The following is a 25,015-nucleotide window of genomic DNA, read 5'->3' as shown; positions in this document are numbered from 1 at the left end:
TTTTGCAGCACTTTTTAGAAAACACTGACAACCAGTATTTTACACTTCACCCTTCCTTTTTGCAAGAAAGAGACTTGCTTTTTCATGCTGTCATTAGGCCGTATTGACATCGCGGTTGATGCTTCGTGGCACCGCGATCCAAGCTTATCCGCGTTGCGGATGAGGCTTATTGGCAACGGCGTTAGGCTTCAACGGCGCATGTGTTCGGCATTCTCGCTCCGTCCGATATGTGTTTTTCACAGCCTCTCATGCCATTTTTCGGCAACCGCACACTTTTTAGCGCATTTAATTTTTCGGAATTTTACATACAATTCAAAATCCTTTGCAATTCACAATCCTTTGCAATTCACAATCCTTTGCAATTCACAATTCACAATTTTCAATTCACAATTGGCTGCGCGTTGATTCTTCGTTCTTCACTCTTCACTCATAATTTGGACTGCGCGGTAGAGGTAGGGCAGATATTCTAAGATTGTTTGCGAAGCAAACGGGAGGATATTCTACGATGAGCCATTCATTCAAGAAAAGATATTCTCCGGATATTCTAAGATTCGGCGAAGACGAGCGGAGGAATATTCAACTCACAATTATTCGCAAGCTCATGAACTCGTCAAAATTCAAAATTTACAATTAGGCTAACGCGTTTGCAATTCATAATTATTCGCAAGCTCATCAACTCATCAAAATTCAAAATTCACAATTAGGCTAACGCGTTGATTCTTCTCTCTTCCCTCTTCATTCTTCACTTTTCCCTCTTCCCTCTTCATTCTTCATTCTTCCCTCTTCACTTACTTATATTCTTCTTTCTTCACTCTTAATTGTCGGCAATACAAAAGCTCTGCAAATTCCTGCCCACGTACGAAAGCCATTATTGGCAGCAATAAGTTATAGGTATAACCTAACGCTTTGGGTGGAATTTGCAGAGGTTTCCTTAAATAATCAGTATTTGTTTTCTTGATTCATCAATGCATGATAGCAAATACAATATCATTAATACATGTTATTTCTGAACATGGGAATGTCACCATATTTTCCCCAGAAACCTAATGAGGTAATTTTGTTCTCGTTTTCAAATCTCCAGGCACATGTGGAAAAGATCTCCATCGGTCCCCAGTACGAGCCATAATATCTTACCTGTCTCTCTGGTTTGTAAAGATGAGTACCTTCACCGCCAAGGCCCTGCTCGCCCATATAGATATAACAATAAGGTATGCGATAGTAGGTACGGTTGCAGAACTGGAAGTTATAGATTCTGCCACAGGCGTCACGTCCGAAATTGTCTACAATGTCGTTCGGCTTCGACAACGAGATATCGGTACCATTGTAGGTCAGGAAATAAGCATTGCAGAAGTGGCAGTTCGACTCTCTACCATAGTAGTCACGATTCCCCTCTGGAACAAACTGTTGCAACAGGTTTTCATCTTCTCCGAAGAGTGCTATCTGATAAACTTCGTCTTTGCAACGATCAAATGTACCTTGAGCAACTCTTCTGTTAAAGCCGGTAATCAAGAGCGAGCCACCACTTGGCAGTACTTTTTTCTTGCGGTCGTTGTATAAGAACTGTGCGTTGTTTTCTTCCAGTTTACCCAAGTCAATCACGCCAGAAGGCGTTTCAGCACTACCAAATACAGAGCGAACGAGGTAATAACCCTCTAAGCTGATGTCATGATCACTAATATTGGTAATCTGAAGAAGATTGCGATTGCAATATCTGCTCTTTCGTGTTGACCAGAACTGTGTAATCACCAAGCCTTTGTCACAAACTTTTTCAGTAATGTCAACATAGTAAACCTTGTTATTCTTTAATTGTTCATTTTTGCCAATGACCTCTTTAGAATATTGGCGCACATTGCTTGAGTAAGTGGTCTGTTTCTTGATACTCACCGTTGTGGGCTGTTGTGATTCCTTGTTAAGAATAGGCATAAACCACACCGTTAATGGCTTACTCTCTTGCTTTGCCTTCACCTGAAAGTTTTTCACATCAAACCTAATGTTCTGCTGCGTCGTAGCTTCCGGTTGCCATGCAGGCATTCCACTCTCAGAAGAGAATAGGTCAAGTGAGCCATTGGTGGACACCACATCAGAGCTTACATTCATGAAATCAGGGTCGATATCTTTCAGCACATTTAACCTTACAACAATCCAACTGCCGAGTGCTTTGAAACGAAGAGAGATATCGCCATGCGTGCTGACTTTCGTCAGAGGAGCATAGAAGGGCAGGTTAAACTGGTCTGATGTTGCATCTGCTGTATGTGAAGTCTCTATCTTGAGCTTGCCGTCAGCCGTCATGCCGCTTGCCCAGGCACCGTTGTTCACGCCTTGCTGCTTGCCCATGACAGCTCCCATATAGAGATCACCTTTCCTCCGGTCGAAGCCAGCAGGTATATTTATAGTGAACTTTATGTTGTATCCATTCACCGCATATACCTCATCTTCTACCACTTTCTGCTTGTTGCCTTGCTTGTAGCACATGAACACAGGTATTCTCTCACCCTCTTTCCATCTGTAGCTCAACTTCTTTTGGCTATTGTAGTGAAATGTTGCTCTTGTCTCTGGAGTCGCGTTGAACATGGCATCCACCGCATCGGTGTCAAACGATGCCGTTCCAGAAATGACACTCGAAGCCTGGTCGGCTGCGGCACCTTGTACGTCGTTCAGCACATCGTTCTCCGAACAACCTGTCAAGAAACCCAGCAAACTAATGGCTATGAACGTAAAAATGCTTTTTTTCATTTCAGTTTTCATATTTAATCGTTATTAATTGATTGTTATCAGTTGTTTCCATCTGTTTCATCACCCCACAAGGATTCATCTGTGAAGTCATCGAAATCACCGCTGTAGGGTTTAGATCCACCACCACCAATCGGTGGTGTAGTAGCATCACCATCACCAGATCCTGCCAGCAGCGCATTCTCTACATTTGTGTAAATAATATCCGCTCTTGGACGTACATAGTTCTTTTTCATATTCTTTTCCATTAATTAGTCCTCGTTAATGTATTTAACTCTCCTTTTTTATAACTTTCTTTTAAGGGTATGATGTCCCTGTAATTCTATGTTTGCAAAGTTAGGCATCTTTATATTCAAGCGGCGTAACAAAGTGTATCATTGAGTTATCGTTTTGTATCAATCTATTTGTTATCATCTGTTGAAACTTAAAAATTGAAATATAATCTTTTTGAAGCACCATGAGTCGCAGCATCAAACAGCAATAAGGAATATGAAATGATTATAAGTTGTAGTAATATAGTTAATAATTTTTAATTTAAGATACAATGCGTTAATGTAATGTAAAATTAATTTTATTTTCTGTAATATATCTTTAAATTTACACGGTCATATCTATCAAAAAGAGTCCTATGCAAGTGTATTATTTAAACAAGCACTTGATGTGCGAGCACTATCAGTGCAATAGTCCGACGGGGTTCAGAGTAGTAACAGAAAAGCAAGGCGCGACAAGGCATACCGACCCGTCGCGAACGGCCATGATCTTTTTGTTAAAAGGAAAGTTGAGCGTTGCGGGCAAGCGTTTTCCTCAATTCACGGTACGTCGAAACCAAATGTTTCCCATGCCCGCAGGCACAGACAACTCAATCACCTTTGTTCAGGACAGCATGCTGTTGGTGCTCTATTTTATAGACAGCAAGTTCAGGTTTTGTCACAGCATTCTAACTGACGAGATGATCAAGAATGCGCCTCAGCGCGACGATTGGCTGTTTGCTATGGACATGGTCAAGCCCCTAAAAGTGTTGTCGCGGCAGATAGCCGACTACGTGATGGACGGACTGCTCTGCTGCGACATCCAACTGATCAAGCAGCGCGAGTTCACGGCCATCTTGCAAGCGTATTATCCCAAGGAAGAACTCCTCCCGTTTTTAAGTCCGCTGCTTCGGGTCAACCTGTCTTTTCAAGAAACCATTATGCGCATGGCAAAAACCTATCCGTCTATCGATGAGATGGCCGACAAGGTTTGCATGAGTCGCCCGACGTTTATCCGCCACTTTAAAAAATGTTTTGGCGAGACGCCCAAGGCTTGGGTCAACAAGGTGAAGGGCGAGGCACTGTTCAAGGCTCTGCACAGCACCAACGACCAGATGGAGGAGATAGCAAGGCAGTTTAAGTTCTCCTCGGTGCAGCGTATGTCAACGTTTTGCAAGGAGACACTCGGTGGAACACCAAGCGAAATAAGGAATGGAGAGGTGAATCCGGAGCACGCCATGTGATGCAACGGCAGGAGTAAGGATGACATCACACGACATATGATAATGAAAAGCTGTGCGAACGATTGCACAGTTTTTTTATTACCTTTTATACGGGTACACCGGTGTAAAAGAATTAATTTGCTAACTTTGGACATAAAATAAGCCTAAAGACTATGAACTTAATATTTAACGTGGATTATCAGACCCGATTCGGCGAAGACATTGTGCTGAATCTGAGTCATGGCGGTTCTGTGAAAAAATACAGAATGAGCACGGTGGATGGCACGCGCTGGTCACACCAGTGTCTGATGCCTGACAACTGTGGCGTTGTGGACTATTATTACAGTGTGGAATACACGGGCAGCTTAGAGCGACACGAATGGACAACGGTGACGCACCGCCTGGAACTCTCGGCCGAACGAGCCAAGAACTACACCATATACGACCACTGGGTCGACATTCCCGAGGATGCCTATCTCTACAGCTCGGCGTTTACCGACTGCGTGAATCGTCGCAACCGAACAGGGCTGCAGCCGTCGACATTCGGCAAAACCGTGAGATTAGTGGTTCGTGCTCCACAACTGCGTGCCGGTGAACGTCTGCTGCTCGTAGGACAGGGCGATGCGCTGGGCAACTGGAGTCCGACACGAGCCAAGAATATGGTGGAACACAATTTCAACGAATGGATCATCGACCTTGATGCAGCCTCACTCGGAACCCGCGGCTTTGACTTCAAGTTTTTGGCTCTGAACGAGAAGGACGACGAGGAGCCCATGTGGGAGACAGGACTGAACCGCACCATCGAACTACCGCTGATGCAAGAAGGGGAAGCCGTGGTGTATCATTTAGACCAAGCCTTCTTTTCCATCTGCAACACCAAGCTGGCCGGAACGCTCGTCCCTGTGTTCTCACTGCGGTCGAAGACCAGCTTCGGCGTGGGCGACTTTGGCGATTTGCGCAAGATGGTGGACTATGTGGAGAAGAGCGGGCAGCGCGTCCTGCAGATTCTCCCCATCAACGACACGACCATCACCCACACCTGGACCGACTGCTATCCCTACAGTTGCATCAGTGTGTTTGCGCTGCATCCGCAATATGCCGACCTCAACCAGTTGCCACAACTCAAAGACGGCAAACAGCGAAACGACTATGCTGCCCTGCGCGAACAGCTCAACCAGCTGCCGCAGATAGACTATGAGCGCGTGAACAAGGCCAAGACCAACTACCTGCAACTGTTGTTTGAACAGGAGGGCAAGGCCATGATGAGTACTCAGGCATTTAAGGATTTCTTTGCCGAGAACGAGCAGTGGTTAGTGCCCTACGCACAGTATTCGATGCTTCGCGACAGTTACGGCACGGCAAACTTCTCGCAGTGGCCCGACCACAACACATGGAACGAGGCCGACCGCAAGGCACTCTCCAACCCCCGTACCAAGGTATATAAAGAGGTAGCATTCTGGTATTTCGTACAATATATATTAAGTTCGCAGCTCAAAGAGGTTCACGACTATGCACGCCGTCGGCACGTCATCCTCAAGGGAGATATCCCCATTGGGGTCAATCGCTACGGATGCGACGTGTGGATGGAGCCGAAATATTTCAACCTGAACGGACAGGCGGGGGCTCCGCCCGATGATTTCTCGGTGAACGGACAGAACTGGGGGTTCCCCACCTATAATTGGGAAGAGATGCTTAAGGACGGATGTCTGTGGTGGGTGCGCCGCTTTCAAAACATGGCCAAGTTCTTCGATGCCTACCGCATTGACCATGTGTTGGGCTTTTTCCGCATCTGGCAGATTCCCAGTCATGCCGTCCATGGCCTGCTGGGGCATTTCCAGCCGGCACTGGGCATGACACGCGAGGAGATTGAAGGGTACGGACTGCCATTCAACGAGCAACATTTCTGCGAGCCATTCATCACCGACTGGATTCTCGACCGTATGTTCGGCGAGCGGGCCGGCGAGGTGAAAGAGAAATATCTGAACCATGCTCACGATGACGTTTGGGTGATGAAGCCGGAGTTTGACACGCAGAAGAAGGTGGAGAAGGCTTTTGAAAAGGAGACCGTGCAAGACGAGCTTAACCTGCGCGATGGGCTCTATGCCTTGATCTCGAATGTGCTCTTCGTGCGCGATGCCGACAAGGATGGCGAATTCCATCCACGCATCTCGGCACAGTTCAACTTCACTTACGAGGCACTTTACGACAAGGACAAGGCGGCGTTCAACCGACTCTATAACGACTATTTCTATCGACGCAACAACCAGTTCTGGTACCGGGAGGCCATGAAGAAACTGCCGAGGCTTGTTGAGGCCACACGGATGCTGGTATGTGCGGAGGATTTGGGAATGGTGCCCGACTGTGTGCCATGGGTGATGCATGAGCTTAAAATCCTTTCTTTGGAAATTCAGTCGATGCCCAAGGATCCGCACGTGCGCTTCGGCCATCTGTCGGCCAATCCCTACCGATCTGTCTGCACGTTCTCCACACACGATATGGCCACTCTGCGGCAGTGGTGGGACGAGAACTACGAGCGCACTCAGGACTACTACAACTCGATGCTGTATCATGGCGGTCCTGCTCCTCATCCATTACCCGGATGGTTGGCCCAAGACGTGGTTTCACGCCAGCTCACCTCTCCGAGCATGCTCTGCGTGCTGAGCCTTCAGGACTGGTTGGCCATGAGCGAGCGCCTGCGTCTCGATAATGCCGATGCCGAGCGCATCAACATTCCCGCTAATCCTCGTCACTACTGGCGCTATCGCATGCACCTCAACATCGAAGACCTGATGGCCGATGAGGAGTGGATGAACAGCGTGAAGGAACTTGTTGCGCAAAGCGGAAGAGGTTTTTAATTCAAAATTCATAATTCATAATTCACAATTAGGCTGCGCGGTGTGATTCAAAATTCGTTATCACATGTAGGGTGTGGAGATATTCTAAGATTAATCTTGCGAAGCAAGAATGTGAGATTTTCTGCGATTAGCTTTGCACTCACGAACAGATATTCTCCGGATATTCTTAGATTCGGCGAAGCCGAGCGGAGGACTTTTTAATTCACAATTCATAATTCAAAATTAATTGGACGGGAGTTAAGGCCGAGGTTAAAGAATTAAGGTTCAAAAATTAACTTCCCGTCATTTAGAAACAACGACTATGCGACTCAACTTTTTCCTGTTATCTATTCTGTTTTCCCTCCCCACCCTTGCTCAGCAAGTGAGTTCACCCAATGGGCAGGTGGCCGTGAGGTTTGCACTGACCGACAACGGCACACCTACCTACGAAATGAGTTACAAGGGCAAACCGGTGGTGAAAACCTCAAGACTTGGTCTTGAACTGGCCAAGGACAAGCATGCCTCAAAAGGCCTGAGGGAAACGAGTCTGATGGATGGATTCGTGAAAACAGACGCCCGTACCAGCTCTTTCGACGAGACGTGGAAACCTGTGTGGGGTGAGACGTCGACGATTCGCAACCATTATAATGAGATGGCCGTTTATCTGTCACAGCCTTCGTCCAAGCGCAATATCATTATCCGATTCCGTGTTTACGACGAGGGCATGGGACTGCGCTATGAGTTTCCACAACAAGACTCATTGGTCTATTTCACGATCAAAGACGAGCACACGCAATTTGCCATGACCGGAGACCATACGGCATGGTGGCTGCCGGGCGACTACGACACGCAGGAACAGGAGACGCAGGAATCCAAACTCTCGGAGATTCGCGGTCGACTCCACGACGCGGTGAACTGGAGCAACTCGTCGGTGGCTGTGTTCTCTCCCACCGGTGTGCAGACTTCGCTGCAGATGAAGAGCCAAGACGGGCTCTACATCAACATTCACGAGGCCGCCTGTGTGGACTATTCCACCATGCACCTCAACCTTGACGACAAAACCATGACCTTCGAAAGCTGGCTCACGCCCGATGCCACGGGCATGAAAGGCTATATGCAGACTCCCTGTCAAACTCCGTGGCGCACGGTGATGGTGAGCGACGATGCTCGCGATATGCTTGCGAGCAACCTGATTCTGAACCTCAATGAGCCTTGCAAGATAGAGGATACGAGCTGGATTCACCCCACGAAATATTGCGGAGTGTGGTGGGAAATGATTGTGGGCAAGAGTTCGTGGAACTATACCGATGAGTTCCCCTCCATCAAACTTGACCAAATAGACTGGTCGAAAGCAAAACCCAACGGCCGACATGGAGCCAACACGGAAAAGGTGAAGCGATATATTGACTTCGCCGCCAAAAACGGGCTCGACCAAGTGTTAGTGGAAGGTTGGAACGTAGGATGGGAAGACTGGGCTAACCGGTGGAAACAAAACGTGTTCGATTTTGTTACACCCTATCCGGATTTTGACCTCGAGGGACTGAACGAGTATGCCCGTTCCAAAGGTGTGAAGCTGATGATGCACCACGAGACATCATCGAGTACCGTAAACTATGAGCGACATCTGGGCAAGGCTTTCAACCTGATGAACAAGTATGGATACGATGCCGTGAAGACGGGCTATGTCGGAGACATCATCCCCCGCGGCGACCATCACTTCTCCCAAGCTATGAACGACCACTACATGTACGTGGTGAAAGAAGCTGCCAAACACCGCATTATGGTCAATGCCCATGAAGCCACGCGCCCCACAGGACTGTGTCGCACATGGCCCAACATGGTGGGCAACGAGAGTGCGCGCGGTGGAGAGTATGAGGCTTTTGGCGGAAACAATCCTAACCACACCGTCATCCTGCCCTTTACACGCTTGCAGGGCGGTCCGATGGATTACACACCGGGCATATTCGTCACCAAGCTCTCTGAATGGAGCGACAATCCAAGCTACGTGCGTTCGACCCTTGTCGGTCAGCTGGCATTGTATCTCACGATGTACAGTCCGTTGCAGATGGCTGCTGATCTGCCAGAGAACTATGAGCGTTTCGACGATGCCTTCCAGTTCATTCGCGACGTGGCATGCGACTGGGACGACTCCAAATATCTCGAGGCAGAGCCGGCCCGCTATGTCACTGTGGCTCGCAAGGCCAAGGGAACGGACAACTGGTTTGTGGGCGGCAAGTGTAACGAGGACGGGCACCTCAGTGTGGTGAAACTCGATTTCCTCGACAAAGGTCGCAAATACAACTGTACCATCTATGCCGACGGCAAGAATGCCGACTACAAGAACAACCCGCAGGCCTACACCATCACACGCAAGACGGTGAAGCGTGGCGATGTGCTGAAGATCAAGCAGGCCAGTGGCGGCGGTTTTGCCGTGTCGCTCCTGGCTCAATAACCAATACTTAACACCCGAAGAAATGAAATTGAAAGTACTGTTTCTAACATCCTTCCTTATAATTATGTGCGCATGGATGCGCGCGCAGTCACTTGATACAACGGCCATAGATTACACCAGTCACGTTGACTACACGTCATCAGAGACTACCTTTTTCCTATGTGCCCCCAACAATGCACGGCATCGGCCTCTCATCAGACTCTATCGTGAGGGATTGGGCGGTAAGCCAGTGAAGACCATCAAGATGAAGCGGGAAGAGAATTTCGGGTGGATAGCCGATGTGAAGGGTGATTTGAAAGGCATGTTCTATACCTTCGACGTAGTGGGAACAAAGAAGCAACCCGTGGAAATGCCGGGAATGTTTGCCCGTGCCGTAGGCGTGAACGGCAAACGGGGAGCTATCATAGACATGAAGACTACCAATCCCGTGGGATGGGAACATGATATCAGGCCGGCATTGGCATCGCCTGCAGACCTTGTCATCTATGAAATGCACCACAGGGACTTTTCCATTGATGCATCATCCGGACTAAAATACAAAGGAAAATACCTGGCACTCACCGAGCCTAAAGCCATCGAACACTTGGTGTCGCTGGGTGTCAATGCCGTACATATCCTCCCCTCCTACGATTATGCATCGGTGGATGAGACAAAACTCGACCAGCCTCAGTACAACTGGGGCTACGACCCACTGAACTACAATGTGCCCGAGGGGTCGTATGCCACGGATCCCTACAAACCCGAAGTGCGCATCAGGGAGTTCAAGCAGATGGTGCATGCACTGCACAAGGCGGGCATCCGTGTCATTCTCGACGTAGTGTATAACCACACTTTCGACATCGTCGGCAGCAATTTCCAACGTACTTTTCCCGATTATTTCTATCGCAAGAATGCCGACGGCACCTATTCTGACGGTTCTGGCTGCGGCAACGAGACTGCCTCGGAGAAGCCGTTGATGCGCGAATTCATGATTGAGAGCATGAAATATTGGGCTACGGAATATCACATCGATGGGTTCCGCGTGGATTTGATGGGTGTGCACGATATAGAGACGATGAACCTCATACGCGAGGAAATGGACAAGATAGACCCATCAATATATATCTATGGTGAGGGATGGAGCGCAGGAACGTGTGCCTATCCTACGGAAAAACTGGCACTCAAGGCCAATGTTAAACAGATGCCACGCATCGGTGCTTTCAGCGACGAACTGCGCGATGCGCTCCGTGGCCCGTTCTCGGACGACAACAAGGGGGCGTTTCTCGCTGGCATCGCGGGGCAGGAAGAGAGCATCAAGTTTGGCATTGCAGGTGCGATAGCACATCCACAGGTAGACATGAGCAAGGTAAACTACGCCAAAGAGGCGTGGGCCGCGGAGCCGACACAGATGATCAGCTATGTGAGCTGCCACGACGACATGTGCCTGAACGACCGCCTGAAAGCCAGCATACCCAACCTCACGATGGAGGAGCAGATACGACTGAACCTCTTGGCACAGACTGCGGTCTTTACATCGCAGGGCGTGCCTTTCATGCTCAGCGGCGAGGAGATGTTCAGAGACAAGAAAGGTGTGCACAACAGCTACAAGTCACCCGACAGCATCAACCGTCTCGATTGGGCAAATTTGCAACGCTATCCGCAGGTTTTTGCATACTACAAGAAACTAATTGAGTTGCGAAAGCGGTATAGCGCCTTCCGTATGGGCACCGCAGAGGCTGTCCGCCGCAACCTGACGTTCTTGCCAACTCAGCCATGTGTGGTAGGCTACCGACTGTTTGACGAGCCTACACAGAGCTATATCTACGTGTTGCTCAATGCCAACAAGACCGAACGTGAGGTGCAGTTGCCATACGGCGTGTACGACGTGCTATGCTATGACGGCATGATTGATGTGAACGGAATAGAGAAACTGTTTGTTGACGAGGATGCTGGTATGGCGATAGTACCAGCCCAATCAGCCATGATATTGAAAATAAGAACGGCCAATTAATACGACATGAAAAAAGTAATATTTATCTTTTGTCTTTTAATGCTAGCGTTTTGTATGAACGCTAAGGTCAAAATCACTCGCATTGATCCCACCGACTGGTATGTGGGCATGCAGGATGCGAGTCTGCAACTCATGTTCTACGGCAACGATCTGCAGGGCGCTGACGTTACCACCGATTATGCGGGGGTAAGCGTAGATAGTGTGGTCTCGTTGCCCAACACACATTATCTGCTGGCCTATCTCAACTTGCGGGATGTCAAGCCGGGCACGATGACCCTTAAGCTAACCAAGGGGAAGAACACTACAAAAGTACAATACATGCTCAAGGAGCGCGAGATGAGCGGCGATAAACGCATGGGATTCACCAATGCCGACGTGCTCTACATGCTCATGCCCGACCGCTTTGCCAACGGTAATGGCAAGAACGACCAAATCAAAGGCATGAACACGTACGTCTGCGACCGCACGAAACCATCGCTGCGTCATGGCGGCGACCTTGAGGGAATACGTCGGCACTTGGATTATTTCAATCAACTGGGAGTCACGGCGCTGTGGTTCACTCCCGTGTTGGAGAATAATTCTCCTGACGACCATGGCTTCAGCACCTATCATGGCTATGCAACAACCGACTATTATCGGGTGGATCCACGCTTCGGCACTAACGAGGAATACCGCCGGCTCATCGACGAAGCCCACCAAAAGGGGCTGAAAGTGGTGATGGATATGATTTTCAACCACTGCGGTTTGGAGCATCCCTGGATAGACGAGATACCCTCGCCCGACTGGTTTAACTATCCCGACTGGCTCGGAGAAAGGAGCAACACCGGTCGCAACATGCAGACCGGACTGCCCGATGGAACGGAAGCAAAATCCAAATACCTGCAGACAAGCTACAAGCTCACACCGGTACTCGACTCCTACGCCTCGAAAGTAGATATGAAAGAGACTGTCGACGGATGGTTTGTACCCTCCATGCCCGACCTCAACCAGCGCAATCCGCACGTGATAAAATATCTCATCCAAAACTCGATTTGGTGGATTGAAACCGTGGGCATTGACGGCATACGCATGGATACCTACCCTTACGCCGACCGTCAGGCAATGGCAGAATGGATGAAAACACTCGACACAGAATACCCTAACTTCAATGTGGTGGGCGAAACTTGGGTTACCGAGCCGCCCTATACTGCTGCATGGCAAAAAGATTCGAAATTGTCGGAGGTGAACAGTTACTTGAAATCGGTGATGGATTTCAGTTTCTTTGAGAAAATAAACAAAGCCAAAAACGAGGAAACAGACGATTGGTGGGAAGGATTCAACCGTATCTACAATAGTTTGGTGTATGATTATCTTTACCCCAACCCCTCGTCGGTAATGGCTTTTATCGAAAACCACGACACCGACCGATTCCTTGGCAACGGACAAGATGTGCCCGCACTGAAGCAGGCTCTCGCACTGTTACTCACCATCAACCGCACCCCACAACTTTACTATGGTACAGAAGTGCTGATGAATGGCACCAAAGAGGTGACCGACGGCAACGTGCGCAAGGATTTCCCCGGCGGATTCCCGGGTGACGCACGCAACTGCTTCACAGCGGAGGGACGCACAAAAGCCGAGAACGAGATGTTCAACTGGTTAAGTAACGTGCTCCACTGGCGCAAAGACAACAGTGTGATTACCCAAGGCAGTCAGACTCAGTTTATCCCATACGGAGGAATCTATGTCATTGCCCGCCAACATAATGACAAAACGGTACTTACCGTATTGAACGGCAAGTCAAGCGAAGCCACCATGACTGTGAAGAGATATGCAGAGGTGATTGGCAAGCATACATCGGCAAAAGACATTCTGACCGGACAAGCAGTAGACCTGACAAAGGACATCCCAATGAAAGGTTGTGGGGTGATGATATTGGAGTTCTGATTCAAACCCCATCCCTTACTTTTTATTCCAGCACCGGCCAACCATCAATCCACTTGATATTGCGCTGGACAAGGATGGATTGTCCATTATGCTTCACGGAATAGCCGTGGCTGATAAAGATATCGCCATCGGGGAAACTATAGGCTGCATTGTGTCCGATGGCTTCAAAATCTATTTTGTCTCCTTCAATAACCGGCAAGCCACCACCAGCATACATGGGTACGCCTTCCTTATCTATATAGGGGCCACTCACCGTTTTGCTCCGCCCTACGACAACACGATAATTGCTCTCCATGCCTCGGCAGCAGTAATCCCAGCTCACAAAGAGATAATAATAACCTCCATGCTTCATCATGAAAGGAGCCTCAATGGCATTGGAACCAGCGTATTTTGAAGTGGGATTAACGAGGCCTTGGGGAGTGTTTTTATAGTATCGGCGGGCTATGGTACGCGGATAATCTGAGAGACGGAGCGATTGTCCCCCTCCCTCTGTGCGCTTCATGGCAAGTGGTGCGAGTTGAATACCTTCCCAGAAAGATCCCCATGTGAGCCAAAGGTTTCCTTGCTCGTCTTCTATAAAATTAGGATCGATAGCATTCCAGTTGTCTCTTTTACCTTGACTCGATACCAGACAACCCTCATCTTTCCAATCTCCTTTCTCGAGTGATGTAGCCGAAAGCAATCCGATGGCTGAGGTGTTCTTGCCAAAAATAGAGCAGCTATAGGCCAACCACCAGCGTCCATTCCATTGTATAATATCCGGTGCCCAAATATGACGTTTGAATCCCGGTACGCTGTCATGAGTCCATTCCGGAATATTTCGCAACACACCATCTCGGTGAACAGTCCATGTCTTGCGATTTTTCGAAGTCATATATCCAATGTTCTGTCCCGTATAAAACGCATAATAAGTGCCATTCTCGAAAGCCATGACTGGGTCGTGGACAAATGGAGTGTCCGTGTCGAACACGATGGGGCAGGGTGTCCGCTGAAAAGTTTGGGCATGAGATATAACGATTGTCATCTGAATGACAACGAGTAAGGCTGTTAGTCTTTTCATATTACTGTGTTGGTTTTGTTAGGGTTTATCAGGATTTCATGGGCTAATACCGGCTCCTTCCTCATGACTCACCGCCCCTTCGTTATGCTTAATACAACAGCACGAGACCGGCAAAAGCCGCAAAGCAAATCATGCGGATGGGATTAATTTTTAACCACATCGTGCCAACAAACGTGGCTAAGAACAATGCAATACTGATATAGAAATGCCAAGGATTGACTATGGGCGAGTTGAAATTCTCCGTGTTACAAAGTAGAAGCGTCGCCGCGGCAAGTAGTCCTACCACAGCTGGGCGAAGCCCAATGAAGACACTCTGCACAGCAGCGGTCTTCATATATTTCATGAACATCTTGCTGATGAGAATCATGAGAATAAAGGTGGGTAACACCAGCGCAAAGGTTGCCGTCAGAGAACCAAGCATGGCCATGGATGCTCCATATCCCGCATTGTGAATGGCCGTATAGCCGCAATAGGTGGCCGAGTTAATCCCGATTGGTCCCGGGGTCATCTGCGAAACAGCCACAATATTGGTGAACTCTGCCGATGACAACCAGTTATGGTTCACCACGGTTTCTGTTTGAATCAGGGAGAGCATACCATACCCCCCTCCGAAACCGAAGAGACCAATCTGAAAGAATGTTATAAAAAGCTGTAAAAAAATCATATATACTACTTTAACACCTTGCCGTACGCATATCCGCCCACTCCAGCCGCAATGATAATCCAGATGGGGTTAACATGTAAGCCCCAGATGAGCAGGGCAGAAGCTATGGGAATCCAGCAGTTGGACAGGTTTATATGGGCACTCTTGGCCATATTGAAGGTAGGAACGGCAATAAGTGCCACAACAGCAGGTCTGATGCCCCGAAACATGGCTGCAATCCATCCCACTTGCATGAATTGATGGAAAAACATGGCAATGCCCAAAATAATCAGAAAGGAGGGCAGAGCCGTGCCAAGCGTGGTGCAGAGCGCACCCCATCGTCCTTTCAACTTATAGCCGACAAACGTGGAAATGTTGATGGCGAACACCCCTGGACAACTCTGGGCAATGGCAATGAGGTCAAGAAACTCATCTTTGTCAATCCATTTGTTTTTGTCCACCACCTCACTTTCTATAATGGGAATCATCGCGTATCCACCGCCAAGGGTGAAAGCACCAATCTTAAAGAAGGTTCGGAAAAGGGTTCTATACATGTTCTGTTGTTTATAAAGCCAAAAGGTTGAGAAGCTGAAAGGTGAAGACTAAACGCATGCTGCATCAGGATTAGCAAACAACGTCTGTCTACACTCTCCAGCTCCCGTACCTCCTATGTGATCTTATGAAAGACGTTCCTCCACCCACTTGCGAGCGTTGACAAAGGCTTCCATCCATGGAGTCACCTCGTCTGCTCGCCGTTTAGCAGGGTAATAGGCGTTCTGCCAAGGCAGCACGGCACGTTCCGGATGGGGCATCATGGCCAAGTGGCGACCATCGGCCGAGCAAATACCGGCCACATTGTAGTCGCTTCCGTTGGGGTTGCCCGGATACTCGGCATAGCTGTACTTCGCCACGACGTTATATTTGTCTTCGGATTCTGGCAGCGAGAACTGACCTTCTCCATGGGCCACCCAGATACCGAGTTTGTCCCCACTGAGGCTTCCCAACATCACGCTATTGTTCTGCGGAATGGTCAGACCGAGGAACTGACTCTCGAACTTTTGGCTCTTGTTGTGCAACATCTGAGCACGATGCTCATGTTCTGGATTGATCAGGTTGAGTTCTACCATCAGCTGACATCCATTACAGATACCAAGGCTTAACGTATCCTTGCGTGCATAGAACTTATCGAGGGCCTCCTTGGCCTTGGGATTGAAGAGGAAAGCACCTGCCCACCCCTTTGCCGAACCAAGCACGTCGGAATTAGAGAAACCTCCACAGAACACGATCATATTGACATCCTCCAAGGTTTCGCGCCCACTGATGAGGTCGGTCATCATCACGTCCTTCACCTCGAAGCCTGCCAGCCAAAGGGTATAGGCCATCTCGCGTTCTCCATTGGTACCTTTCTCACGAATAATAGCCGCCCTCGGAGTTTTCAATTGTGAATTGTGAATTGTGAATTGTGAATTGCTCTTCCATCTGTCCGGATTGATGCCCAGCGATTCAAAAGTGCCCTTAAACGCCTCGTGGAACTTCAGTTTCAGTGGTTGGTGTTTGTAATTAGCAAACCGCTTGTCAGCCATGCCGTTCATGCTTTGGTTCCGGTCAAGCAGATAGGAAGTCATGTACCAAGTATCACGCAAGGCATCAATATCAAATTCGTGTTCAAAGTCACCCTTTTTGACTACAATCTTGCGCTCCGATGGCGTGGGATAAGCTATCTTGGCATATCCTATACCATTGTCTTCGAAAAATTCGCGGAGGTCTTTCTTATGATTGTCAGACACCTGGATAACCACACCCGGATTCTCTGCGAAGAGCATCTTGACAACATCTTGCTCTTCAGCGTCCAGGTCATAAAGGTTCACACGCATACCGCCTTCAACATTGGCGAACGTCATTTCGAGCAACGTGGTAATCAGTCCACCGGCCGAAATGTCGTGCCCGGCCATAATCCAACCTTTCTTGATCAGCTCTTGAACAGCGTTAAAGCAGTCGGCAAAGTATTCCGCATTCCTCACGGTTGGCACGTCACTGCCTATCTTGCCAAGTGTCTGGGCAAAGGCGGATCCACCCAGTCGCATCTTATCAAAGGAGAAGTCAATATAGTAGAGCGATGAATTCTTGTCGTTGACCATCACCGGACTGACTACTTTTCTCACATCACTCACCTCGCCGCCACTGGTAACAATAACCGTTCCCGGTGCTATAATCTTTGTACCATCGGGATATTGCTGGGTCAACGACAAAGAATCCTTACCCGTTGGCACATTCAGGCCGAGGTCACAACAGAAGTCTGACAAAGCCTGAACGGCCTCATAGAGACGCGCATCCTCGCCTTTCTGACTGCGGCAAGGCCACATCCAGTTGGCCGATAGACTCAGGTTTCTCACAGGAGAGGGGTGAACGTTATCGGTTGCGATGGGAGCCCACACAATGTTGGTGAGACTCTCGGCCACGCTCATCACGCTACCGGCCGCCGGGTCTGCCATCGCCACTTGCGGAGCATGCCCCAATGCGGTGGCAATGCCTTTGTCGCCGCGGTAGTCGAGGGCCACGACACCACAGTCAGAGAGCGGAAGTTGGATCTGTCCCTGAGTCTGCTGGCGGGCTACCTTCCCCGTTACCGAACGGTCCACCTTGTTGGTGAGCCAGTCCTTGCAGGCCACGGCTTCCAACTGCAGCACATTGCTGAGGTATTCGTCTATCTTGTCTGCCGAATAGCTTGCGTCTTCATAGCGACGTACCACCGTGTCATCTTTCATCACCGTCTTGGGCGAATGTCCGAACATCTGGGCCACGTCAAGGTCGAAAGGTTTCACGCCATCGCCTTGAATAAAGCTGAAGTGGGCATCGCCCGTGGTCTCGCCAACAACATACATCGGTGCCCGCTCGCGCTCGGCAATCTTCTGCACGTGATCCAGGTGCTTCTCATCGATCAGTAGCCCCATGCGCTCTTGCGACTCGTTGGCAATGATCTCCTTGGCACTGAGCGTCTTATCACCAATGGGAAGCTGTGTCATATCAATTTCTCCACCGCACTCTTCCACCAACTCCGAAAGGCAGTTCAGGTGCCCGGCAGAGCCGTGGTCGTGAACAGAAACAACAGGATTGGACTCTTCCTCCACCAAGGCACGTATCAAATTATAGGCGCGCTTCTGCATCTCTGGATTAGCACGCTGCACGGCATTCAACTCGATACCGTTGCTGTAACGCCCCGTGTCGACTGAAGAGACAGAGCCACCGCCCAGGCCAATGCGATAGTTGTCACCACCAACAACGACAACCTTGTTACCCTTTCGTGGTTCTTTCTTCAGACAGTCACGCTTTTTACCATAGCCCACGCCGCTGGCCAACATGATGACCTTGTCATAACCGTAGATCTGTGGGGTTGCCGTCTCCTGTCCCTCTGGCTGAATGGGGGAACCATTTGGACAGGTTACGCTGTCGGCCGAACTTGTTTCATATTCAAACGTCAATACGGAGCCCGTGATAAGGGGTTGCCCGAACTTATTGCCAAAGTCGCTGGCACCGTTGGAGGCCTTGATCAGAATTTGCTCCGGTGTCTGGTACAGCCACTTCCTTGGTTCAATATTCTTTTCCCAACCACGACTGGTGTTGGCCTTTTCAATACGCGGGTAACTGGTCATGTAGACAGCTGTTCCCGCAATCGGCCAGCTTCCCACGCCACCACCCATGCGGTCGCGAATCTCTCCACCCGTTCCCGTAGCAGCACCATTGAATGGCTCCACAGTCGTAGGGAAGTTATGGGTTTCGGCCTTCAGCGAGATGACGCTCTCAATGGGTTTTACCTGGAACCAGTCACTTGTGCTTTGATCAGCCGGAGCAAACTGCTCCACGGTCGGACCCTGTGCAAAAGCTACGTTGTCCTTATAGGCTGAGAGAATCTTGCCCGGGTTCTCTTTGGTGGTCTTCTTGATGAGGGCAAAAAGGCTTGACTCGCGCTCCTCGCCGTCTATAATAAATGTTCCACCAAAAATTTTATGACGGCAGTGCTCAGAGTTGATCTGTGCAAAGCCAAATATTTCAGAGTCGGTCAGTGGCCGCCCGTTTTGCTTCTCAATTTTATGAAGGTATTGTATTTCCTCCGGACTCAAAGCCAAACCCTCCTGCTCGTTGAACTGCTCAAGGCTATCCACTTGTTTGATGGGTTCTGGCTCATGGTTCACCGTGAATACCGTCTGATCCAATCCTTTGTACATCCGCTGCAGCATCGGGTCGTGGTCAGCGTCCTCACTCTGCACGGGGAAATATTCCTCTATACGCAAAATGCCATCGAGACTCATATTTTGAGTTATCTCAACGGCATTCGTGCTCCATGGGGTTATCATTTCGCGGCGCGGACCAACGAAGCAGCCCTCAAGCTTTTCCGACTTCAAAAGCGTGGCACCACCAAAAAGCCAGCAAAGTGCTTGTGTTTCCTGCTCACTGGGTTGATGGTCAATCTCTGTAGCAATGATATTCTCTTGGGGAGTCTTAAAGAAAAGAATCATAATCTTTCTGTTTTAATAAGGTGTATGTTTACGATGCAAAGATACAAAAATAGTATGATATATGCGTCTTTTAACGGAAAACATCATGTACCATGAAATTTTATAGCTGTATGGGGACCGAGACGACAAGTTCTGTATAGTCAGCCTTGGTCCTATGTGCCTTCACGTCGATACCAATAGTGAGCTGTTGCAGAGAAGGGAAACTGTAGTGCAACCCAATGTGTTCATAATAAGGTGCTTCCACCTGCTTGGCATTGTCGCCCATTCGCCTGAAAAGATAGAATCCCAGCGAGGTGTGCAGGGCCAGGTTATGATAGTACACCCGATGTTTGGCCGACAGTCCCAACGACCACGGGCTGTACTTGGTGTTGATACCTTTTTTCATTTCCAAGTCCCTCACGTGTGAGGCATAGGAGCCATAGAAGACGTCCAATCCTACACCCGACGCCCATCGCCGGGCATATCTCCTCATGATGGAGGTCTGCATCGAATAGGTAGGATAGCGTTTAAATTTCGATGTGCGATAGTCTGGGTCTCCCGGCGGCGTTCCAAACTGGGTGTGCTGCCAGTCCTCGTTGAGTGTCTTGGCTCCTATGCCCAGAGCAAAGTCGACGAACGTGAAAGGCTTGAAAGGAGTAGACTTGCGGTGCCTGCCACGCAATGCCAGCTCCTCATCATAAGGCTCGTACACCACCCCCAGAGACGGTGCAACGACATTCGCCCCCTTGTTCGGGCGGTTCAGTGCTCCGTTGCTGTGATGATAAAATTCCACGCCGGCTCGCAATCCGAGTTCTCGGGTTATGCGATAGGTAGCGTGTAGTCCTGTCCCGAAATAGATAAGCCATCGCGAACCGATGAGTTCGTTGTCGATGGCATCGTGGGTGTTATATTTTGACCTGCTGTACCCCACTCCGAACGACAGCGTGTAGTCGGCCTGCCACCTGCGGTTTCGGAAGAAAGGACGCTCGAACGAGCCATACAGCGTCACCGTGTTACCCATGCGCGAGATGTAGTCCACAGGCTCGAGCAGCCCCCACGCTGGATCTTCTTCGCGGTGCATCGTCACGCCATGGTTCATGCCGTATTTGATGCCTACGGCCAAAACGGGATAGCCGAAGTCACGGGCGTAGGCATCGCTGTCGCAGGGCAATGCCGAATAGCGTATGCCGGCATTAACGGCCATGGCAAAGTTTCCTTTCAGCCATTTCTTCTCGTAAGAATCAGCGGCAATCACCCATCCAGGTTGTGCACCAAATTCCAGTCCGTAGCGACATTGGGATGTGGTATCCCGACCTGCAGCATGAGCCGACCACGTTGCGAGAACTCCTATGATGATTGCTATCACCCTTCTCATGTTGTGAGTGGATTGAAATCTCTCATGCGGTTGGCTTGGAGAAAAATAGAAGACTGGTTGTTGTGATAAAGATGATCCATACCATGTAGTTAATAGATCATACCATAGGTATGTAGAATATTATTTATTTGGGTATGATGATGTTTATTTCGAATATTGGAAAAACGATAGCACAATCTTAATCTTGTAGATCTTTGCTCCTTCTTTTACCATGCAAATATACGCTTTTCCAGTGTAACCTGCAAATGGAACCATGCAAATAAACCCGCGTGTCCCTATTGCGCACATCATGAGTGCGGTCAACTGTTGACGTGCATAGAGCTTTTTGTTGACGTCTATCGGCCGACAGACGGTCGTCTTGCGGCCGACGGACACGCGTCTCGCGTCCGACGCACGCTTGTCTGTCGAACGTGAGACGCTATTCGCAAGGTCGAATCGCAGGAAAGAACAGGTTGAACGTCAGTAAAATGACATGGCGCAATCGTTTGCATTAAACAACACTGAAGATTCCAGTTCGACGCACTCATTTGTATTTAGAAATATCGTAACTTAGCCAACGATAAACCTAAGACACAAAATTATGAAACAATTATCTACGCTTTTCCTCTTTCTCATCTCATTGCCCATCACCATCATGGCACAAGGTTGGCCTTCGGCCTACGACGGGGTGATGTTACAGGGATTTTATTGGGATAGTTTCTCGCAGTCGGCATGGACCAAACTCGAGAAGCAGACCGGTGATTTCAAGGGGTATTTCGACCTCGTTTGGGTGCCGCAAAGCGGCAAATGCCTCAACTCCCGCTCGATGGGCTACGACCCCTACTACTACTTCGACCAAAACTCCTCGTTCGGAACGCAACAGGAGTTGAAGTCGATGATCGGCACGTTTAAGGCCAATGGCATAGGCACAATAGCCGACGTGGTGATTAACCACCACAACACAGAAGGCTGGTGGGGATTTCCCGCCGAAATCTATAACGGCGTGACCTATCAGCTGAAAACCACAGACATCGTGGCCAATGACTGCAACGGCAAAACGAAAACGCAAGCCGATAAAGACGGTGTTTCCCTCAGCTCAAACCGCGACGAGGGCGAAGGCTGGGACGGCATGCGCGACTTGGACCACAAGAGTGCCAACGTGCAGAATATCGTCAAGGCTTATCAGCAGTTTCTCGTAGACGACATGGGGTATACCGGCTTCCGATACGACATGGTGAAAGGTTTTGCCGGCTCGCATGTGGGCGACTACAACGATGCCGCCGGAGTGAAGTTTTCGGTGGGAGAATGTTGGGACAGCAACCCCACGATTCAGAATTGGATCAACGCCACGGGCAAGCGAAGTGCGGCCTTCGACTTCCAATTCAGGTATAATGTGCGCGACGCCATCAATCAAAACAATTGGAGCAAGCTCAACAGCACCAACAACCTCGTGCACGATGCGGGTTACCGGCAATATGCCGTGACGTTTGTGGAAAACCACGACACCGAGTACCGCTCTGCCACAGATTCACAAGACCCCATCCGCAGAGATACGCTGGCAGCCAATGCCTACCTATTGGCTATGCCGGGCACGCCCTGCGTGTTCTACAAGCACTACCTGGCCTATCCCAACGAGATAAAAGCCATGATCGATGCCCGCAAGGCTGCCGGCATCACCAACACCAGTTCCTACTCCAACTTTCGCAGCGCAGCAAGCTATTTCGGCAATACTGTAACCGGCAGCAAAGGAAAACTGCTTGTCATGGTTGGCGCAAACTACAGCGAGCCAGCCGCAAACCGCTATGTCAAGATTCTCAGTGGTCATCACTATGCCTACTACCTCTCGTCGGATACAGAGGTGGCTTTCGCTGACAAGCCGTCGGGAACATACACCGAGACCATCAAAACCAAACTGACAGCGGTGTCTGCCAAGAGCAATGCCAAACTGGTGTACACCACCGATGGCTCCGTCCCCTCTGCCACCAACGGCAATGTTGTTCCCGGCGGAACGAGCATCACCATTTCTGACAACTGCACCCTGAAAGTGGGCCTGCTGGTGAATGGAAGTGTGACCTCGACCACCACCCGCAATTACACGTTTGCCAAGCCGGAAGACGAAACCTTTGAAACTCCGCCCGCAGGCTACACTTTCTCTGCCAATTTTATTGCCCCGGCAACTTGGTCGGCCGACATTGAGGTTCATGCCTGGGCATGGATTGAGGGTGGCGACAACTACACGCCCGACAACAATGCCCATTGGCCCGGCGACAAGAACCACGTTTATCGCGTAGGCAAATCAAAGGATGGCGGCTACATCTGGAAGTGGTGCTACTACGGCACGAAGACCGTTCCACCGAGCCAAATCATTTTCAACAACGGAAGTGGCGGAACCGGAAACCAAACCGCAGACATGGTGTTCAGTGACAAAGGATGGTACAACATGAGCACCACACAATCCGACCCGACGCTCGACATCAAGGGCCTGACACAAACATCGGTTGCCGACAACGCGTGGTACACGCTCACTGGCGTAAAAGTGTCTCGACCCACACAGAAAGGTATCTACATACACCATGGAAAAAAAGTGATCGTTAAGTAAACATAATCTATTAGTTTCCGGGGCGCGGATTAAGCGGGGCAGCAGTCGAAAGTTTTTCGATGACTTCCTGTTTTAATCCGCGCCTCTTTTTTATTTGTATTTGCAGTTTTGTTCGTATATTTGCAGCAACCTATTTATAAACTAACATGCATAAGATTATCAAATTTGTTATTGGAGTTTGCTTGTTTCCCTTTATGGCGCAGGCACAACAGAAATATGTTGGAGGTGACATCTCGTTGCTGCCAACATACGAGGAGCATGGGGTGCATTATCTTGACCAAGACGGTGTGCAGGTGGAACCGCTGAAATATTTCGGTGAAAAGGCTGGCTGGAATGCCATGCGCGTCCGCGTGTTCGTAGACCCGTCGAAAGCACCCGACGAGCATAAATCATGGGGAGCGAGGCAAGACCTCGGCTATGCAACGGCATTGTGCAAACGCATCAAGGACGAGGGGTACGCGCTGATGTTGGATTTCCATTATTCCGACACGTGGACCGACCCGGGACAACACTCCACACCTTCGGCCTGGGACAGCAACGACCCCAACGTGTTGGCCGACAGCGTTTACCGGTACACGGTCAGAAGTTTGAAGTATATGAAAGAAAACGGGGTGGTGCCCGACTTTATTCAGCCGGGAAACGAAATCACCAATGGCATGATGTGGCCCACAGGCCACTGCCTACCTGATGGTAGAGACTATAAGGGCGGCACCTTCGCCAACCTCGTGAAATATCTGAATGCAGGCGTGAAGGGTTGCAAGGAGGTGTGTCCGGAGGCAAAAATCGTTATCCATACAGAGCTGAGCAATCCGTGGAACGTTACGAACTTCTATAACACGTTAGGCAATCAGGTGGATTATGACATCATCGGACTGAGCTATTATCCCGATTATCACGGAACACTCGGCACGCTTTCCTCAGCACTCAATACGTTGGAAAGCAAGCATGGCGATAAAGACATCATGATTGTGGAGACCGGATATGGTGCGAGATGGGCATTGGGCAGCAAATATTCATCTATCGTGCAAAAGACTTGGCCGCTCACTGAGGCCGGGCAGAAGAAGTTTACCAGCGATTTGATCAACGAGCTCAACAAACATCCGAAGGTTACCGGTCTTTTCTGGTGGATGCCGGAGGACAATGAGTATTGGGCCAATGCCAATCCTGTCCGCAGCTCTTGGTGGAATGCTTCGCTCTATACGCAGGACACCGGCAAGCCACTCGCCGCCATGTTTGAGTTGCAGCGATTTATCGGCAAAGACCCAACAGGCATCTCGAAGATCTTTATCGATGGGGTGCCCAACAACAACCGTTCCTCCAAGTCCGCTACCGCTTCTCCCGCAGAAGCCCCCATCTACAATCTCCAAGGCCAGCGTGTTTCTGCCTCAGGCAACCTTCCGCAAGGCCTCTATATCGCAGGGGGCAAGAAATATCTGCATATTCACCGATAATACGATAGGCTC

14 protein-coding genes are annotated in these 25,015 nt (G+C 49.6%); 7 read left to right on the top strand and 7 right to left on the bottom strand.

The window, feature by feature from the left end; translation table 11 throughout:
* Positions 1-990 precede the first annotated feature (990 nt).
* Positions 991-2,733 (bottom strand): hypothetical protein, encoded by a 1,743-nt coding sequence (locus HMPREF0645_RS10125; protein ID WP_245544019.1) that lies wholly within the window; start codon positions 2,731-2,733, stop codon positions 991-993.
* Positions 2,734-2,771: 38 nt separating this feature from the next.
* A complete protein-coding gene (locus HMPREF0645_RS10120) occupies positions 2,772-2,966 on the bottom strand; it encodes a hypothetical protein (protein WP_156777901.1) in 195 nt (64 codons plus the stop codon).
* 392 nt (positions 2,967-3,358) lie between these two features.
* On the opposite strand from HMPREF0645_RS10120, the gene HMPREF0645_RS10115 reads away from it, so the two are divergent.
* The 5 genes from HMPREF0645_RS10115 (at position 3,359) to HMPREF0645_RS10095 (ending at position 13,403) form a co-directional block, all read left to right on the top strand.
* On the top strand, positions 3,359-4,222 hold the full coding sequence (locus tag HMPREF0645_RS10115) for a helix-turn-helix domain-containing protein (RefSeq protein WP_007174897.1): 864 nt from the start codon (positions 3,359-3,361) through the stop codon (positions 4,220-4,222).
* 152 nt (positions 4,223-4,374) lie between these two features.
* On the top strand, positions 4,375-7,056 hold the full coding sequence (locus HMPREF0645_RS10110) for a 4-alpha-glucanotransferase (RefSeq protein WP_007174896.1): 2,682 nt from the start codon (positions 4,375-4,377) through the stop codon (positions 7,054-7,056).
* A 301-nt stretch (positions 7,057-7,357) separates the two neighbouring features.
* On the top strand, positions 7,358-9,487 hold the full coding sequence (locus tag HMPREF0645_RS10105; protein ID WP_007174895.1) for a glycoside hydrolase family 97 protein: 2,130 nt from the start codon (positions 7,358-7,360) through the stop codon (positions 9,485-9,487).
* Positions 9,488-9,509: 22 nt separating this feature from the next.
* A complete protein-coding gene (gene pulA, locus HMPREF0645_RS10100) occupies positions 9,510-11,477 on the top strand; it encodes a type I pullulanase (RefSeq protein ID WP_007174894.1) in 1,968 nt (655 codons plus the stop codon).
* Between the two features lie 6 nt (positions 11,478-11,483).
* Entirely contained in the window at positions 11,484-13,403 is a 1,920-nt protein-coding gene (locus HMPREF0645_RS10095; RefSeq protein WP_007174893.1) for a glycoside hydrolase family 13 protein, read from the top strand.
* Positions 13,404-13,425: 22 nt separating this feature from the next.
* On the opposite strand, the gene HMPREF0645_RS10090 is transcribed toward HMPREF0645_RS10095, so the two are convergent.
* From HMPREF0645_RS10090 to HMPREF0645_RS10070, 5 genes are all read right to left on the bottom strand, one after another.
* The gene (locus tag HMPREF0645_RS10090; RefSeq protein ID WP_007174892.1) at positions 13,426-14,463 is read right to left on the bottom strand and encodes a family 43 glycosylhydrolase; all 1,038 of its coding nucleotides are present in this window, start codon (positions 14,461-14,463) and stop codon (positions 13,426-13,428) included.
* A gap of 88 nt (positions 14,464-14,551) precedes the next feature.
* Entirely contained in the window at positions 14,552-15,127 is a 576-nt protein-coding gene (locus HMPREF0645_RS10085; RefSeq protein WP_007174891.1) for a chromate transporter, read from the bottom strand.
* A 5-nt stretch (positions 15,128-15,132) separates the two neighbouring features.
* A complete protein-coding gene (locus tag HMPREF0645_RS10080; protein ID WP_007174890.1) occupies positions 15,133-15,660 on the bottom strand; it encodes a chromate transporter in 528 nt (175 codons plus the stop codon).
* Between the two features lie 123 nt (positions 15,661-15,783).
* Positions 15,784-19,620, bottom strand: coding sequence for a phosphoribosylformylglycinamidine synthase (gene purL, locus HMPREF0645_RS10075; protein ID WP_007174889.1), 3,837 nt, complete (start codon positions 19,618-19,620; stop codon positions 15,784-15,786).
* A gap of 100 nt (positions 19,621-19,720) precedes the next feature.
* Positions 19,721-20,974, bottom strand: coding sequence for an acyloxyacyl hydrolase (locus HMPREF0645_RS10070; RefSeq protein WP_007174888.1), 1,254 nt, complete (start codon positions 20,972-20,974; stop codon positions 19,721-19,723).
* A 580-nt stretch (positions 20,975-21,554) separates the two neighbouring features.
* Between HMPREF0645_RS10070 and HMPREF0645_RS10065 the strand changes: the two genes are divergently transcribed.
* Together HMPREF0645_RS10065 and HMPREF0645_RS10060 are read left to right on the top strand one after the other, a co-directional pair.
* The gene (locus tag HMPREF0645_RS10065) at positions 21,555-23,552 is read left to right on the top strand and encodes an alpha-amylase family glycosyl hydrolase (protein WP_007174886.1); all 1,998 of its coding nucleotides are present in this window, start codon (positions 21,555-21,557) and stop codon (positions 23,550-23,552) included.
* A 146-nt stretch (positions 23,553-23,698) separates the two neighbouring features.
* The gene (locus tag HMPREF0645_RS10060) at positions 23,699-25,003 is read left to right on the top strand and encodes a glycosyl hydrolase 53 family protein (protein WP_007174885.1); all 1,305 of its coding nucleotides are present in this window, start codon (positions 23,699-23,701) and stop codon (positions 25,001-25,003) included.
* Positions 25,004-25,015: the final 12 nt, after the last annotated feature.

Origin of the sequence: Hallella bergensis DSM 17361, from assembly GCF_000160535.1 — a bacterium.
Taxonomy (GTDB): Bacteria; Bacteroidota; Bacteroidia; order Bacteroidales; family Bacteroidaceae; genus Prevotella; species Prevotella bergensis.
The sequence above is the reverse complement of the archived record's forward strand: the minus strand, read 5'-3'. Positions and strand labels throughout refer to the sequence as shown.

What these genes read in the sequence shown, in the direction of transcription:
- HMPREF0645_RS10125 (WP_245544019.1), bottom strand. Translation starts at nt 2,733, where the DNA reads ATGAAAAAAAGCATTTTTACGTTCATAGCCATTAGTTTGCTGGGTTTC.
- HMPREF0645_RS10120 (WP_156777901.1), bottom strand. Translation starts at nt 2,966, where the DNA reads ATGAAAAAGAACTATGTACGTCCAAGAGCGGATATTATTTACACAAAT.
- HMPREF0645_RS10115 (WP_007174897.1), top strand. Translation starts at nt 3,359, where the DNA reads ATGCAAGTGTATTATTTAAACAAGCACTTGATGTGCGAGCACTATCAG.
- HMPREF0645_RS10110 (WP_007174896.1), top strand. Translation starts at nt 4,375, where the DNA reads ATGAACTTAATATTTAACGTGGATTATCAGACCCGATTCGGCGAAGAC.
- HMPREF0645_RS10105 (WP_007174895.1), top strand. Translation starts at nt 7,358, where the DNA reads ATGCGACTCAACTTTTTCCTGTTATCTATTCTGTTTTCCCTCCCCACC.
- pulA (WP_007174894.1), top strand. Translation starts at nt 9,510, where the DNA reads ATGAAATTGAAAGTACTGTTTCTAACATCCTTCCTTATAATTATGTGC.
- HMPREF0645_RS10095 (WP_007174893.1), top strand. Translation starts at nt 11,484, where the DNA reads ATGAAAAAAGTAATATTTATCTTTTGTCTTTTAATGCTAGCGTTTTGT.
- HMPREF0645_RS10090 (WP_007174892.1), bottom strand. Translation starts at nt 14,463, where the DNA reads ATGAAAAGACTAACAGCCTTACTCGTTGTCATTCAGATGACAATCGTT.
- HMPREF0645_RS10085 (WP_007174891.1), bottom strand. Translation starts at nt 15,127, where the DNA reads ATGATTTTTTTACAGCTTTTTATAACATTCTTTCAGATTGGTCTCTTC.
- HMPREF0645_RS10080 (WP_007174890.1), bottom strand. Translation starts at nt 15,660, where the DNA reads ATGTATAGAACCCTTTTCCGAACCTTCTTTAAGATTGGTGCTTTCACC.
- purL (WP_007174889.1), bottom strand. Translation starts at nt 19,620, where the DNA reads ATGATTCTTTTCTTTAAGACTCCCCAAGAGAATATCATTGCTACAGAG.
- HMPREF0645_RS10070 (WP_007174888.1), bottom strand. Translation starts at nt 20,974, where the DNA reads ATGAGAAGGGTGATAGCAATCATCATAGGAGTTCTCGCAACGTGGTCG.
- HMPREF0645_RS10065 (WP_007174886.1), top strand. Translation starts at nt 21,555, where the DNA reads ATGAAACAATTATCTACGCTTTTCCTCTTTCTCATCTCATTGCCCATC.
- HMPREF0645_RS10060 (WP_007174885.1), top strand. Translation starts at nt 23,699, where the DNA reads ATGCATAAGATTATCAAATTTGTTATTGGAGTTTGCTTGTTTCCCTTT.